The 14,367-nt window shown below is 48.7% G+C and carries 13 protein-coding genes; 4 read left to right on the top strand and 9 right to left on the bottom strand.

All coding sequences use genetic code 11. The features are described from left to right. Positions 1 to 38 precede the first annotated feature (38 nt). The 5 genes from AC50YG_RS13710 to AC50YG_RS13690 form a co-directional block, all read right to left on the bottom strand. The gene (locus AC50YG_RS13710) at positions 39 to 1,793 is read right to left on the bottom strand and encodes a methyl-accepting chemotaxis protein (protein WP_494827469.1); all 1,755 of its coding nucleotides are present in this window, start codon (positions 1,791 to 1,793) and stop codon (positions 39 to 41) included. A gap of 473 nt (positions 1,794 to 2,266) precedes the next feature. Beyond that, positions 2,267 to 2,920: a stalk domain-containing protein gene (locus AC50YG_RS13705; protein ID WP_494827467.1), complete on the bottom strand. Its 654-nt coding sequence runs from the start codon at positions 2,918 to 2,920 to the stop codon at positions 2,267 to 2,269. A gap of 218 nt (positions 2,921 to 3,138) precedes the next feature. Further along, a complete protein-coding gene (locus tag AC50YG_RS13700; protein WP_494827465.1) occupies positions 3,139 to 3,393 on the bottom strand; it encodes a hypothetical protein in 255 nt (84 codons plus the stop codon). Between the two features lie 274 nt (positions 3,394 to 3,667). Beyond that, positions 3,668 to 3,931, bottom strand: coding sequence for a helix-turn-helix domain-containing protein (locus AC50YG_RS13695; RefSeq protein ID WP_494827463.1), 264 nt, complete (start codon positions 3,929 to 3,931; stop codon positions 3,668 to 3,670). Positions 3,932 to 4,220: 289 nt separating this feature from the next. Further along, on the bottom strand, positions 4,221 to 5,249 hold the full coding sequence (locus AC50YG_RS13690; RefSeq protein WP_494827461.1) for an AI-2E family transporter: 1,029 nt from the start codon (positions 5,247 to 5,249) through the stop codon (positions 4,221 to 4,223). A 295-nt stretch (positions 5,250 to 5,544) separates the two neighbouring features. Here AC50YG_RS13690 and AC50YG_RS13685 point away from each other — a divergent pair, with 295 nt between their 5' ends. From AC50YG_RS13685 to AC50YG_RS13670, 4 genes are all read left to right on the top strand, one after another. Next, a complete protein-coding gene (locus tag AC50YG_RS13685; RefSeq protein ID WP_494827459.1) occupies positions 5,545 to 6,357 on the top strand; it encodes an SDR family NAD(P)-dependent oxidoreductase in 813 nt (270 codons plus the stop codon). A gap of 2 nt (positions 6,358 to 6,359) precedes the next feature. Beyond that, positions 6,360 to 7,175 (top strand): SDR family NAD(P)-dependent oxidoreductase, encoded by an 816-nt coding sequence (locus AC50YG_RS13680; protein ID WP_494827457.1) that lies wholly within the window; start codon positions 6,360 to 6,362, stop codon positions 7,173 to 7,175. 45 nt (positions 7,176 to 7,220) lie between these two features. Next, on the top strand, positions 7,221 to 8,609 hold the full coding sequence (locus tag AC50YG_RS13675) for a mandelate racemase/muconate lactonizing enzyme family protein (RefSeq protein WP_494827455.1): 1,389 nt from the start codon (positions 7,221 to 7,223) through the stop codon (positions 8,607 to 8,609). A gap of 271 nt (positions 8,610 to 8,880) precedes the next feature. Continuing rightward, the gene (locus AC50YG_RS13670; RefSeq protein ID WP_494827453.1) at positions 8,881 to 9,756 is read left to right on the top strand and encodes an aldose epimerase family protein; all 876 of its coding nucleotides are present in this window, start codon (positions 8,881 to 8,883) and stop codon (positions 9,754 to 9,756) included. A gap of 146 nt (positions 9,757 to 9,902) precedes the next feature. Here AC50YG_RS13670 and AC50YG_RS13665 read toward each other — a convergent pair whose 3' ends face one another. From AC50YG_RS13665 to AC50YG_RS13650, 4 genes are read right to left on the bottom strand one after another with little or no spacing between them, the layout of a single operon-like run. Continuing rightward, positions 9,903 to 10,925, bottom strand: coding sequence for a mannonate dehydratase (locus AC50YG_RS13665; protein ID WP_494827451.1), 1,023 nt, complete (start codon positions 10,923 to 10,925; stop codon positions 9,903 to 9,905). 48 nt (positions 10,926 to 10,973) lie between these two features. Then, positions 10,974 to 12,320 carry an ABC transporter substrate-binding protein gene (locus AC50YG_RS13660; RefSeq protein ID WP_494827450.1) on the bottom strand — a complete coding sequence of 449 codons (1,347 nt, stop codon included), beginning with the start codon at positions 12,318 to 12,320 and terminating at the stop codon, positions 10,974 to 10,976. 60 nt (positions 12,321 to 12,380) lie between these two features. After that, positions 12,381 to 13,211 (bottom strand): carbohydrate ABC transporter permease, encoded by an 831-nt coding sequence (locus tag AC50YG_RS13655; protein WP_341278565.1) that lies wholly within the window; start codon positions 13,209 to 13,211, stop codon positions 12,381 to 12,383. Then, entirely contained in the window at positions 13,208 to 14,110 is a 903-nt protein-coding gene (locus AC50YG_RS13650; RefSeq protein ID WP_494827448.1) for a carbohydrate ABC transporter permease, read from the bottom strand. The genes AC50YG_RS13655 and AC50YG_RS13650 overlap by 4 nt, the downstream gene beginning before the upstream one ends. Positions 14,111 to 14,367 lie beyond the last annotated feature (257 nt).

Raw genomic sequence — 14,367 nt, 5'->3', positions numbered from 1 at the left:
GCAGCCGCAGGGCTCCCTTTATGATAGTTATACTGGGATTAAGAAGTACGGACTTGGAAATGGTTGATGAGCTCTTGCAGTTCTTCCGACATTTGTGTCAATTGCGTCGACGATTCCACAATGGCATTCATCGATTCTTTTTGCTCGGCTATCGATTTAGAAATTTTCGCACTGTTTGCTGCTGTAATGCCTGCGGAAGCCGATAGATTTTCAGCCGTAGCCGTCAACTCTTCCGTACCTGCAGAAATTTGCTCTGTAGAGCTCGATACTTCTTGAATTTGGAGCGTTACACTGCGAGTAGCGGACAAAATATCGTCCAGAAGCGAACCCGTCTCGCTGGAAATTTGCAAGCCCGTACGAACTTGGCCTGTCCCCAGATTCAATGCATCAACAGCTGTCGTAATTTCCTGCTGGATTTCTTTAATCAATGTGGAAATCTGCGTTGCCGAGCTATTGGACTGCTCAGCGAGCTTGCGAACTTCGCCTGCTACGACTGCAAAACCTTTGCCATGTTCGCCGACTCTAGCCGCTTCGATCGCTGCGTTCAGCGCTAGAAGATTCGTCTGCGTCGCAACTCCCATAATGAGCGAAACGATGTTTTCAATTTCCTGTGAACGGCTGGCAAGGGATTGAATCGCACCGGAGGACTCCACCACAAACTTTTCAATCTGCTCCATTTGCTCAACAACTTGGCCAACGACCTTGTTGCCTTCCTTCGATTTGTGTTCCATATCGCCAGCTTCTACTGCTACGCTCGACGAGCTGTGAGCAATGTTCTGAATAACGGTTGACATTTCATTCATCGCTTTGGCTGCTTCGCTGGAGGACAGCTCCTGGTTAGCAATTTCAACGTTGATTTCCCGCATGTTTTCGGTAATTTCTTCTACCGTCTTGCTGTTCTTTTCGGAAAACTCATACAAGGATTTAGCAGAATCTGTTACAGCATTCGACGTTAGACGCACTTTGACCATCATGTCGTTGATCCGGCGAATCATAATGTTGAATTTGTGATTGACGACACCTAGATCGTCTACGCCCGATTTCAGCTCGACATTCAAGTTGCCTCCGCTCACTTCCTCAATGCCTTTAATGAGCTCTTTAATCGGCTTCATTGTCATACGTGAAATAAAGAACTGAAGCAAGAAAATGAGCACAAGGAAAATGAGCATGATCGAAATGCCGCTGATCAGCAGCGTGTGCAAACCGTTAGGCACAGCACTCGCATCTACATCCGCCGCGAAGAAAGCAAATACATTGCCACTACTGTCTTTAATCGGATAAAGAATCGTCGTCCAAATACCAAAATCATCGGAGTAAAAGCTGGTGAATGTAGGTACTCCTGTATTCAGCATTTCCCCTATAGCGGTCGACATCGCCGCTGGCTGCTCATACATCGTGCCCACGCCCATATTTTCGCTGGAGAAAGCTTCTACCAGATTCGTAGGCATAGCAATAATTGACGTTTGATTGCCATTCGTCAGCTCTGTTCCGAATACATAAGCCTGCGCGATATTCGGATTATATTTATGTATCAGGTCCAGTGTTGCTTTCAATTCCAATTGTGTGGCACCTTCGTAGCTTTTCTCGTTGATCGCTTGCTGGATTTTCGCAGGGTCCATTTCCTGTGCCCATTCCTGTGTAATTGCACTAATTTGTCCGCGAAGCTGCTTTATCAAAATATCCTTTTGAATGATGTAGCCTGATGCAATTAAGATCGATCCAATTAGTACAATGTTAAAGAAGGCAAGCAGCAAATTTTTAGAAAAAAAGGACATTCGTTTTATGAATTGCATTCTGTCAACGCTCCTATGTGTATGATGTAATGCTACTTTCAAAAAAATGGTGATGGTTCGCTCACGGTTTTATCATCCGGCTGTTGCAGTTGTCTGCATTCTATTCGCTTCCCATCCGCGACTGAGACTAAAGATCTATCTTCGAAATTTTCTAATTCCCGATTCGTTCTTTAGCCTTATACAGGTTTATTTATCAGAAAATTCTAAACATTAACCACTCCCTCGCTCTTCTACCTATTTCTCTATATATGATCTGCCGAAAGTTTCCCCTCAAACTAGTTCAATACATTATTCAACAGATACTATTAATACTATCGACCTATTCGATACGAATAGTAATAGATTTTGCTAAATTGTTATTTATCTTATGTAAAAATTTATACAACAGGCAAAACGCAAATAAGCGGACGACAGGAAATCCCTGTGTCCGCCTGCTTTCAAACCGAGTATAACAGCTTGCTAAAACGACTATATCACTTGCCTGACCACACCACTGTAATTTCGTTATAGCCATCTTTGTCCCGGTCAGGAGCACCGGTAATCGTTACAGCTATATCATCACCCTTTTTGCCTACCATCGTTAAAGATGTGCTGCTTACATCCTCTGAAGTGTCCGTCAGCTCTTTCGTTTGGAAATAGGCTTTGTAGGATACGCCAAGCGAGTCTAAATCATTTTGCGTCTCATAAACGAAGTACACTGATTTTTTGTTGTCCCGGTTGTTTTCCACCGTCTCTTTTATTTTCGCATCTTTCGGAATCGGGAAATCTGCCGGCAAATATTTCGGGCGTTGGCCCGTGTACACATTGCTGCCGGTACCTCCGCCTCCCGTGGAGCTGCTGCTGCCAATTTTCACTTTATTGCTCCCTGCATCATAAGTAACGGGCACGTTCAAAGCATCTGCAATCGAGCGTACCGGCAAGTAAGTAGAGCCTTTATAAGTAATTGGAGCCTGCTTGGCGCCATTGCCATCAACTGGCGTATAAGTGCTGCCATTAAGCTCGATTTTCAAACCATTATTCAAATATGCTTTAATTTGCTCCAAATTGCTTCCTGCATATACACCTGCCGAGCCGGTAAGCACCATGCAGAATACCGCTGCGGATATGACCATTTTTTTGCTTTTCACATCTATCTACCCCTGTCTATTGATAATAATATTCCCCCAATCATTACCTCCTCTGCATGCGCTTAAAACCATTTTCTGCAAAAATAGTTCTAATTTCCTTGCTGCTTCCGGGCAGCCGTCTAGAAGACTGCATCTGAGGAACCAGAAGCGGTGCTGCATTAGCCCGTTTCTTCAAGCAGCTCTTTGGACAGCAGGCAGGCTGTTCCATACCGGATGGTTCAAAATCGTCCTTCCTTGCTGTTCATCGACTCCGGTATGGGCAAGCGAAAAAACACCCGGTCACCTGCATAAACGGGCAGCTCCTCCAGCTGTATCGGCATCCATTTCAGCTGCTTATTCCGCTCCGTCATTGCTTTCAAACGCTCCGGCTGCTCAAAGCCGCCCCCTTGATAGAGCGTATGCCCAAAATGATGTGTCCCATACATATACAGCGTCTGATCCACATAAACGAACGCCGAAGCCGTCTCGCCCAATTCCCTAGCCGCTCACCCATCGTACGCAGCCGTCCATACACATCATCCTGCCAGCTCACGTGTGCCATAGGCGCAGTTTTTACCAGTTGATCGACGAGCGCCGCCTTTGTAAAACTGGGATATAAAATCAAATCGGGATTGAGCCGCACAATTTGCTCTGCATCAACAGGCTCCTCAATACTATGAACACCGCGCAGCAGCTCTTCTGCAAAACAGGGAACATCGCGCTGCTCCCCGCAATCGGACGAATGCCAAGCGCCAGCAGCTCCCCAATTTATTGAATCGAAAATATACGCGGAGCGCGACCGAACTCCTGCATGTATTGCGTCGGTGTAAGCCCGGTCATTTGCTTGAAGCGCCGGCTAAAATAATATTCATCTCCGAAGCCGACCCGCCCGGCAATATCGCGAACACGGGACGTTTGACTCAGCAGCAGCTGCTTCGCCCGCTCAATCCGCAGTGCAGTCAAATAAGCGGTTGGCGTACTGTCCGTCAACGCTTTGAACTTTTCCCCATATTGCCAACGGCTCATATTCACTTCCTGCGCTGGAGCGCCTCCAGCTTTCCACGGGGCGGCTTGTCACGAAGCGACAGCAGCATGTCTTCCAATAATGTAAATGGCTCAAGGTGAAACGGCTGTCGCCGTCCTCTGGTGGCGCGGCGCGTTTCATTCCGAGAAATATAGAGAAAGGATGGAAAAATCATATCCTTTCCTACATTTAAAAAAGAAGCCTTCACACGCCAAAAAAGCGCATAAAGACTTCCTAAGAATTTTGCGGCGGCCTAACCTGACCTAAACGGCGGCAAACAACAAAAAAACCACTGGGTTACAGTGGTTTTTTGTCAAGCTCTGCATTCTCCGGCTTCTCCACATCCAGCACATCCATAAGGAACATGAAGATAGGGATACCGATTATGAGACCCCATATACCCATATAATGCTGGGAGAAAATGAGGATGATAAAGGTGTAAAACATCGGAAGCTTTGTTTTATGTGCATACAGCCTTGGATTCAAGAAATACGTCTCCACTGCGTGAATGAACAAAATAATGCCGATCGCCCACAATACCATCGGCAGCCCGCCAATCTGGTAGCCGATAATACCAATCGGGATGAACGAAATGATCACGCCTGCAACCGGAATCAGGCTGAGCAGGAATACCATAATCGTCAGCGCGATTAAATAAGGGAAACCGAGTATCCAGAGGCCAATCATCGTCAGCGCTGTATTAAACAGGGCGATCAGCAGTTGAACCTCTATCACCTTACCGAAGGAAGAAGCAAATTTGCTGCCGAAATAATGAAACTCCCGATAGGCCCAGGAAATTTTGCTATAACGGAATTTCTCGGTAAATTGATCGACCTTGTTTTTTTGCAAAAGGTAGAAAAAGCTGAGCAGAATAACGAACAAAATAATTTCCAGCCATTTTCCCAGCTTCATAATATAATCAACGGCACTGCCCAAATACTTCTGGTAGTCCACCTTCTCCAAGGCATCGACCAGTACTCCAACAACCTGGTTGTCTTGAGAGGTATCTAAAAACCTCGTAATATTATTAATCATATCCACAACTTGATTGATCATCTTAGGCAAATAATTTGATATCCCGAAAACTAATCCGGTCACCAACAATATGTACAACACAACCGTCACCAAGACGGGCGATATAGGAAACAGCTTGCTAAGCTTTTTCGTTACAAATCCTTCAAGCCGTCCCATAACGAACGTTACAAGAAAGAGCAGCAGCAGTAAATTAAGCATATTGTGTAGGCTGTAGAATAACAGCACAACCAACATAATAAACAATATTCTTCTAACAACTGAATGGGCAAAAAATGTGCGCATCGCTTCCATAGACTTCCCTCATTTTTATCTAGTCTCGTCTCTTGAACCCTTTCACCTTATACGGCGCAAGCCTGTACATGTTTCACTTTTTTTGTAGAAGGCTACGGACTTAAAGCAACGTGTTCATCACTAATAGTACCTGATACCTAAGCGAGACACAAGCAATCGCCGCGCTTTTATCCTTCATATAAAATTCAAACAAAATCATAAATTTACGGCATCGCAACCAGCCCGGCCAAACCTTTAAGATAAAGGAGGATGGAACATCAGCTGATTTAAGCAATCCGCCCTTTGGAGGGGATCTATGACTACGATGAAGCTTAAAGATAAAGTCGTCTTTATTACCGATGCGGACAGCGGATCTGGAAGAGCGCTTTTTCGCCTTTTTGCCGAGCAGGGCGCGCATTTTATTTTAAATAGCATGTCTGATGGTGCCCAAATTAACGAGGAGCTTAAGCGGGCCAGTACCTTGGGGCTTAGTGTCTTCGTGAGCACTGCAGATCTTTGCAGCAGCAGTGGCCTGCATGCGGTGCTAGAGCAAGCAACGCTCAAACTTGGCCGAGTAGATGTGCTTATTCATAATAATGATCTCATGAAACCAACCTCTATTGAATATGGCGAGGAGGATTTGTTTCTGGATCTACTGAATACGAATGCTAAATCCGCTTTTATATGTACGAAGGTAATCGGCCAGCAAATGGCTGAGGCTGGGTCAGGTTCGATTATCTACGTCTCCTCGATTCATGCGCAGAAGCCGACCGGCTCCTCCTTCGCCTACAGCGCGTCCAAAGGCGCGGTCAGCATGCTGGCGAAAGAAGCAGCTCTCGTACTTGGGCGCAGCGGCGTAACCGTCAATACGATTGAGCTGGGCCCCATCGAAGGCGATGATGAACGGTTCGCGAGTGAGCTATCCACGCTATATGTGGATTACGCGTACAAAGTGCCAAATGCAGTACTCGGCAGCTATGATGATTTGGCTCAGCTTTCGCTGTTCTTAGCCTCTGGCGAGGCGCAATACGTGAATGGCGCGGACATTCGGCTGGATGGCGGATTTTTGCAGCATTATATGGATTTCAAAATGAAGCGTCCCCCACTACTGGACAGTCAAGGAGGATGAGCATGGACCTGACAGGCAAGGTGGCCCTCGTAACGGGTGCCGGAACAGGTATCGGCCAAGGTGTTGCCGTCCAGCTCGCACAATGTGGCGCGAAAGTCGTCATTCATTATAATCGCAGCGATGCCGGAGCGAAAGAAACGCTAGCGCAAATTCAGGCAGCCGGTGGAGAGGCCGTTATAGTGCAAGCCGATGTTGCCAGCAAAGCAGAAATCGAACGGTTGATGGAGCAAGCCGCACATGCTTTTCCTGCATCGGAGTCTGGAGGCTCAATCGATATTTTAGTCAACAATGCCGCTTTGCAGCTTAATTATGGGCTATTTGACCATGACGAGACGTCCTTTGACCGCATGATGAACATTAATTTAAAGGCTTATTGGCAGTGTATGCAAGCAGCTATTCCTTATATGAAAAATAACGCTGCTGGAGGCCGTATTATTCTCATCTCCTCAGTTCACAGCAAGCGTCCAACTGATTTCGACGCCGTTTATTCCATGACCAAGGGCGGCATCCGCATGCTGGGGCGGGAAGCGGCGATCGAACTGGCTAAGTATGGCATTACCGTTAATACAATAGAGCCTGGGCAAATCAACGTTGGCGTACAGTCTGCAAGAGAATCTCGGCCCATTGGACCTACTGCCTCAGACACGGACGGAGCAAAGCCCGTACGCCCAAAGCGGGATATCCGCAAAAAGTTTCCGCTCGGACGCGTCGGCAAGCCGCTTGATGTCGCTCGGCTCGTCTGCTTTATCGCATCTGATGAAAGCGAGTTTATGACCGGCTCCGCCATCCGATTGGATGGCGGCAGCATGCTGCTGTAGCTGATGGGTGATTCTTACGATAACGATAATAGGGGAGTGACGGTTGTGATTAATAAAGAAACGTATGAGGAAACGCTAGCCCATGTGCCAACAAGCTCCAATCCGACACAGCTTCGCATTACCGATATCCGGTTTACTGACATTGTAGGCGGACCTTTCCACAGCAGCCTCATTAAAGTGTATACAAATCAGGGACTGGTCGGGTTTGGCGAAGTTCGTGACGGAGCCGATAAGGTGTATGCACAAATGCTGAAGGCACGGCTGCTGGGTGAGAACCCTTGCCATGTCGATAAGCTGTTCCGCCGCATCAAGCAGTTTGGCGGCCACGCCCGTCAAGCCGGCGGGGTAAGCGGCCTTGAAATTGCCCTATGGGATTTGGCTGGAAAAGCTTATGGCGTTCCCGTCTATCAAATGTTAGGCGGACGCTTTCGCGACCGCATACGCATGTACTGCGACACGGAAGTCGTAGGCAAAGACACCGGTAAAGCAATGGGCGAAGCCTTGAAGAAGCGTATGGACGAAGGCTTTACTTTTCTAAAAATGGATCTCGGTATTGGCCAAATCATCCATGAACCGGGCACCTTAAGCGCGCCGCTCGGCTTTCTCGAGGAAATGCGGGAAAAATCGCGCAACCGCTACAATCAAAATTTTGACGGCATGTCAGATGAACAGCTTCGCGAAATAACGAACCGCCATTATGATATTTATAATATTGCTCACCCGTTTACCGCCATTCAGGTGACTGAAAAAGGGCTCGATCTGCTTGAGCAATATGTAGCGGATGTCCGTTCCGTCATCGGCTATCAAGTGCCGCTCGCTATTGACCACTTTGGACATATCGGGCTGGAAAGCTGTATCAAGCTTGGCCGCCGCGTCGAGAAGTTCAACCTCGCTTGGATGGAGGATATGCTGCCGTGGCAGTATACCGAGCAATACGCTAAGCTTGCACGGGCAGTGGCCACGCCGATTTGTACAGGCGAGGACATCTATTTGAAGGAAAACTTCAAGCCTTTGCTGGAAGCGGGCGGCGTATCCGTCATTCATCCGGATGTGCTGACGACCGGGGGGATATTGGAGACGAAAAAAATCGGTGATATGGCTCAGGATTACGGGGCGGCGATGGCCATCCATATGGCGGAGAGCCCGATTGCCTGCTTGGCGGCCGCGCATGTTGCAGCCGCAACGGAAAATTTCCTCGCCCTCGAATACCATTCCTGCGAGGTGCCTTGGTGGGATGATATTATAATTAGCAGCAAGCTGCCAAACAAGCTGGTGCAGGATGGCTTCATTACGATCAGTGATGCGCCTGGACTTGGCATTGATGATTTGAATGACGAGGTGCTTGCCGAGCACCTGCATCCCGATATTCCCGGCATCTGGGAGTCTACCGACTCGTGGAACAAGCTGCTGTCGAATGACCGTTTGTGGAGTTAGTCAAACGGCAGAATACGAAGGAACCATCATTTTAGTAAAGATAAGTGTGTATAGCAAACAAGCTGCTTCACATGTCCTAAAGGGATTTGTGAAGCAGCTTGTTTGCTCTTGCAGTTCCCTTTTTGAGGATAGCTTGTTGATGAGCTCCCCGCCGTTCATGACGAGGAACAAATTCGATAATCATTCCTTTATGGCCGCTGAACTTGTTATAATGGACAGGAAGTGTTAACTGCAAGATAAAAACAGGAGTGCACCTATTGGAGGTAGAGAAATGACTGCAAACCAAGCAGCCTATGAAGTAACCAGCTATATCGATACGTATCAGATCTTTGAGCTAAAGGAACACGCAACAAATTCCCGCGTCCTCATCTGCCCTGAACGCGGCGGCATCGTAATTGGCTGCCAGCTGCAAGGCCAAGAGCTGCTGTACCTCGATCGCGATACCTTTATTGATCCGGCTGCCAACATTCGCGGCGGCATTCCGGTTTTGTTTCCCATTTGCGGGCAAGTGCGAAACGGTGCCTACGAATGGGATGGCGTAAGATATAATATGCGCAATCATGGCGTAGCCCGCCAAGCTTCCTGGAACGTTGAAGGGCAGTCTGCTGAAAATGGAGCCTCGCTTACGCTTTCTCTGGAAAGCAGCGCACAGACACAGGCTGCGTATCCGTTCAGCTTTAAGCTGACATTCACCTATCGCTTGAAGGACGGCAAACTGGACATTGAGCAAGTATACAGCAACTTGTCCGAGACTAGCATGCCTGTGCATGCCGGCTTCCATCCTTATTTTGCAATTGACGAAAAAAATCTAACTTATCGCTCTGACGCGCAGCAAGCGCTGGATTACAATGACAATCAGGTGAAGCCGTTTGCAGGCCCGCTGGATTTGAACGGTCTCGTTGAATCCGTAGCTTTGCTGGATGCGACTACACCGGAAATTTCATTTCCTTTCGGTGATCAGCATATTAAATTAAGCTACAGCGAAGTGTTCGGTACAACCGTCATTTGGTCGGTAGAAGGCAAACCTTTTGTATGCGTGGAGCCTTGGACTGCTCCGAATGAAGCGCTGAACGATAAAAAAGGGCTTGTAATGGTCGAGCCAGGCCAAGCTTTGGAAGCCAGCATCACGCTAGCCTTGGAGGCTTAATTTAACTGCAACTAGGTGAAACGGCTGTCGCCGTCCTCTGGCGGCGCAGCGCGTTTCATTCCGATCCTATATTTTAAAAAAGGTACTGCTCTTGGCCAGCATGTCAACATGCCAGCCGAGGACAGTACCGTTATTTTACCCGCAGCTTATTCTACAGCTATTTTTTGTGCTTCTGCCGTGTTTGTGCTGGTTTGCGCGCCTTCCACTTGCCGTCTGGACGCTGCCTCCATCAACCCTTTAATGTAGCCTACCCCGAACAATCGTCCCAGCAGCTCATAGCCGGGATTGTCATTCGTCTCGCCTTCCATCGTCGGCACGTGGTCGGGCCTTGCCGGTCCAGCAAAGCCAACATCATAGTAGGTGTACATCGCCTCCAGCATGTCGGTAATGCCATCATCGTGGAACGTTTCCTCAAACTTTTCCGCTGTGCCGCGCACATCTCTAAAATGAACAAAAAACATTTTGTCCTGTCCGCCAAAATGGCGAATGACGCTTGGGATATGCTCCCCCGCCGTCGCCAGCGTACCTTGGCATAGCGTAATGCCATTATAAGCGCTTGGCACAAGATCGATGGCTCGCTGCAAGGCATCGGCACTGCGCAAAATACGCGACACTCCGCGAATAGGGGTAATCGGTGGATCATCGGGATGCAGCGCCAGCTTGACCTTCGCTTCCTCCGCCACAGGCACAATCTGCTCCATAAAATAATGCAGATTTTCCCACAGCTGTTGTTCGGAAACGATGCCTGCTTCGGTAAGCGGCGCATCCTGCATCAAGCTGTGATCATAGCTGGAGACGAGCGCCCCGCCCCGCGTACGAGTCGTCGTTGAGGTGCGGAACCAATTGAACTGCGCCATAAAATTGTAGCATAGCACAGGGATACCCGCCCTCCCCATATGAACTATAAATTGCTGAAATGTTTCAATTTCCGCATCGCGCCCTGCTGTGCCAAGCTTAATTTCATTGCTTGGCGGCATCGATTCAATAACAGCCAGATTGATGCCGCTGTCGGCAAACCGCTGCTTCATGCGGATCAGCGGCATTAGATCCCATGGCTTTTCATTTTTTTCATCCCATGCCAGACCGCTCACCGCGTAATTGACATCCATTTGCTTCGCAAGCTGCCACAGGCGGTCAGGCCGCGGCGAGAAAAATTCTGCTAGCTGCATTAATAATTCCTCCTATAACGTTTACAAGCTCTGCATCCATCACGTGAATTAAGATTTTCCCGCTTTGGCGGCCAGCTCCTTGCCCAGCTTGTCGATTTTATTAAAGGCGTCTTCAATCGATTGCTGGCCGAAGGAGACGGCATCCATTTCTTTTTTGTACGTATCCACCCATTCCGAAAATCCGGCGGAAGGCGAATAAAACGGCAGCGCTTTGTCCACCGACATATCGTAAATCTCCTTGCCCAGCAAATCCTTGGCTTCAAGCGTCGGCTCAAGCGCCTTGAATATTTCCGGATTAATCGGCAGTCCGCGCGTCAAGCCAAGTGCTTTGCCCGCCTCCTGATCCGTTATAAACCATTTCACAAACTTCTTCGCTTCCTCCTTGTTTTTTGAATTGGCGCTTACGCTGAGAAAAATCGTCGATTGCGCCCAGCCGCCGCCAGCTGGTCCCGTCTGCAAATTGACAACGCCCAGCTTGCCAGGCATCAGCTGCTCCAGTGCGCTTACGGAGCCAGTCGTCGCGCCTCGCGTCAGCACTACGCCTGAAGCCATAGGGTCGGCTTGCGGGTCATTTTCCAGGAAAGAAGCGGCTAGCTCTGCTGGTGGAACGATTTTATTTTTGCGGAAATCATCATAAATGCCATAAAACGTCATGAACAGCTCCTTATCGAGCGTGAACGTTTTGCCGCCGTCCGACATAATGGGCGGTTTGCCCATCGCCGTCTGGTAATAGTTGAAGCCATCCCAGGTCGATGTATCACCAATCGGATATTTGCCCTCAGGCAGCTTGGCACGAGCATCCCTCGCCCACTGAAAAAACGCATCATATGTCCAATCCTTATGCGGCAGCGGGATACCGAGCTGCTCCAGCTCTGTTTTGTTGTAGGCAAAGCCTTGCGCGTTCTGGCTGAGCGGGATGCCATACAGCTTGCCGTCTATTTGCAAATTTTTCAGCACATTCGGGTCCACTATGCCGCTGAGGTCAATGTCGGATAAATCCTCCAGTTGGCCTCTGGACACGTATTCCTGAATGTAAGCCGCATCCATTTGCAGCACGTCGGTAATCGACTTGGAGGCTGCCAGTGTCGGAAGCTTCTGCCAATAAGCATCCCAGGCCATAAATTCCGGCTTGAATTTCACGTTTGAAAATTGCTGAGAATAGATGTCCAGCGCTTTTTTCGTCGCTTCATGACGGGCATCCGAGCCCCACCACATAATGCTGAGCGTCGTCGCTGCCCCGCCTGCTTCCCCAGCCGCCGCTGTCTCCGTTGCCGAGCTTGGCTCCGCGCCCTGATTGCCTCCGCTCCCGCTATTGCCGCTGCATGCGGTCATTGTCAGCACCACAGCGAGCGTCAGCACCGCCCAGCCTTTGCTTTTCAGCCACCTTTTTCCCATTATCAGCTCATCCCCTTCAAATGAAATATCTTTTTCTATAAGCGATTTTCACAAAAGCCGTTACCCTTTGAGTCCTGTTGTAGCAATACCTTCTACAAAGTGCTTTTGGGCCAGAAAAAAGATGAGAACGGAAGGCATAATTGACAGCAGCGACATCGCAAGCAGCTGCCCCCACTGAATATCGAACTGGTCGATGAACATGCGCAGCGCAAGGCCGACCGTGAACTTCTCAACCGAGCTTAAATACAGCACCTGCGCAAAAAAATCGTCCCAGCTCCAAATAAAGGTGAAAATCCCCACGGTCACCAGCGCTGGCTTAATGAGCGGAAAAATAATTCGCAGAAAAATGCCGTAGACGGAAGCTCCGTCGATTTTGGCCGCCTCATCAAGATCACGCGGGATACCGCGAATAAACTGCACCAGCAAAAAAATAAAGAAGGCGCCGCCCCCGAAAAAATGCGGCAGCACAAGTGGAACGTAGCTGTCGACCAGCCCCAGCTTATTGAACAAAATGTATTGCGGCACGACCGTTACCTGGCCCGGCAGCATCATCGTCAGCAGCAAAATCGAAAACCAGAAGCCTTTAAGCCCGAAGTACAAGCGGCCAAAGCCATAAGCTACAATCGCCGCCGTCAAGACGCCGCCTGCCACATTGCCCAGTTCCATCAGCAGCGTATTTCCGAAAAAGTGAGCAAATGTATATTCGCCGGAGAAACGCCAGCCTTTGCTGTAATTTTCCCACATCGGAATGGAGGGCCAGATCGTCGGCAGGCTCAGCTCGGACGTTTTTTTGAGCGAAGCGCCCACCCACCAAATGACGGGATAAATCATGATGAAGGAAAACAGCGCCAGAAAGATATGATCGAAACCTTTTGCACCCAGCCTTCTCATTTCGCTTTCCCTCCATCCGACTCGTAAAATACCCAATAGCGGGAAGCGGCAAAGTTAATAATGGTCAGCAGCGCTACGATAACGAGCAGAATCCAGGCCAGTGCAGAGGCATAGCCCATCTGGTAATGCTTGAACGCTTTTTCATAGAGGAACATGGCGTACATGTAGGTTGAGTTGATCGGCCCGCCCTTCGTAATAATGTAGGCTGACGTAAACGTTTGAAAGGAACCAATAATGCCAAGCACCAGGTTGAAAAACATAACGGGAGAGAGCATGGGGAGTGTAATGCTAATAAATTTTCGCGTTTTGCCCGCTCCGTCGACCGAGGCGGATTCGTACAGCTCCTGCGGAATTTGCTTAAGCCCGGCCAGGAAGATAACCATGGTGGAACCGAACTGCCACGTATTGAGCAGGATGAGCGTAGCCAGCGACGTATCGGGATTGGATATCCAAGCGATGCCTTGAATGCCAAACCAGCCAAGCACCTGATTCACATACCCGTCTAGGCTGAACATGTTGCGCCACAATGCCGCTACTGCAATACTGCCGCCGATGAGCGACGGAAAATAAATCGCGGTGCGGTAAATATTCATGCCGCGCAAGCTTTTATTCAGCGCCATTGCTACCATAAGCGAGAAAAACAGCTTGAGCGGCACGGAGAACAGCACGAACATAAACGTAACTTTTAACGACGTGGTGAATGTGGAATCATTCGTAAAAATGTTGACATAGTTGTCCATCCCGGTCCACTCGGGCGCTTCAAGCAGCGAATACTCCGTAAAGGATAAATAAAATGACTGGGCAATCGGCCACAATGTCAGCAGTAAAAACCCTAGCAGCCATGGCGAAATAAACACGTAACCAGCCAAATGTGTAATCCGGTTATCTTTACGCTTCACCCCATTTCTCCCCTCCCTTTGCTTATTCGAGTCAAATGCTTGCCTGAGTCAGTTGCTTTTTGTCTAGCCTTACTTTATACGAAAACGCTTTCATAAATGAAGGAGACAATTTTATGAAATGGTTGGTTTTTTTTAGAGTCCGCTGTGTAAAACCTTAAAAACGTCGCATCGACAAATTTGCCGCTGCCTGCAACAATAAAACTATAGCTTGAACAGCTCTAATTTGAACCAATTACAGTAGCGGAAGAGGTGCTGCA

The sequence above is a fragment of the Paenibacillus sp. J31R34 genome, assembly GCF_059383715.1.
Note: the sequence above shows the minus strand (reverse complement) of the source record. Positions and strands in the feature narration are given on the sequence as shown.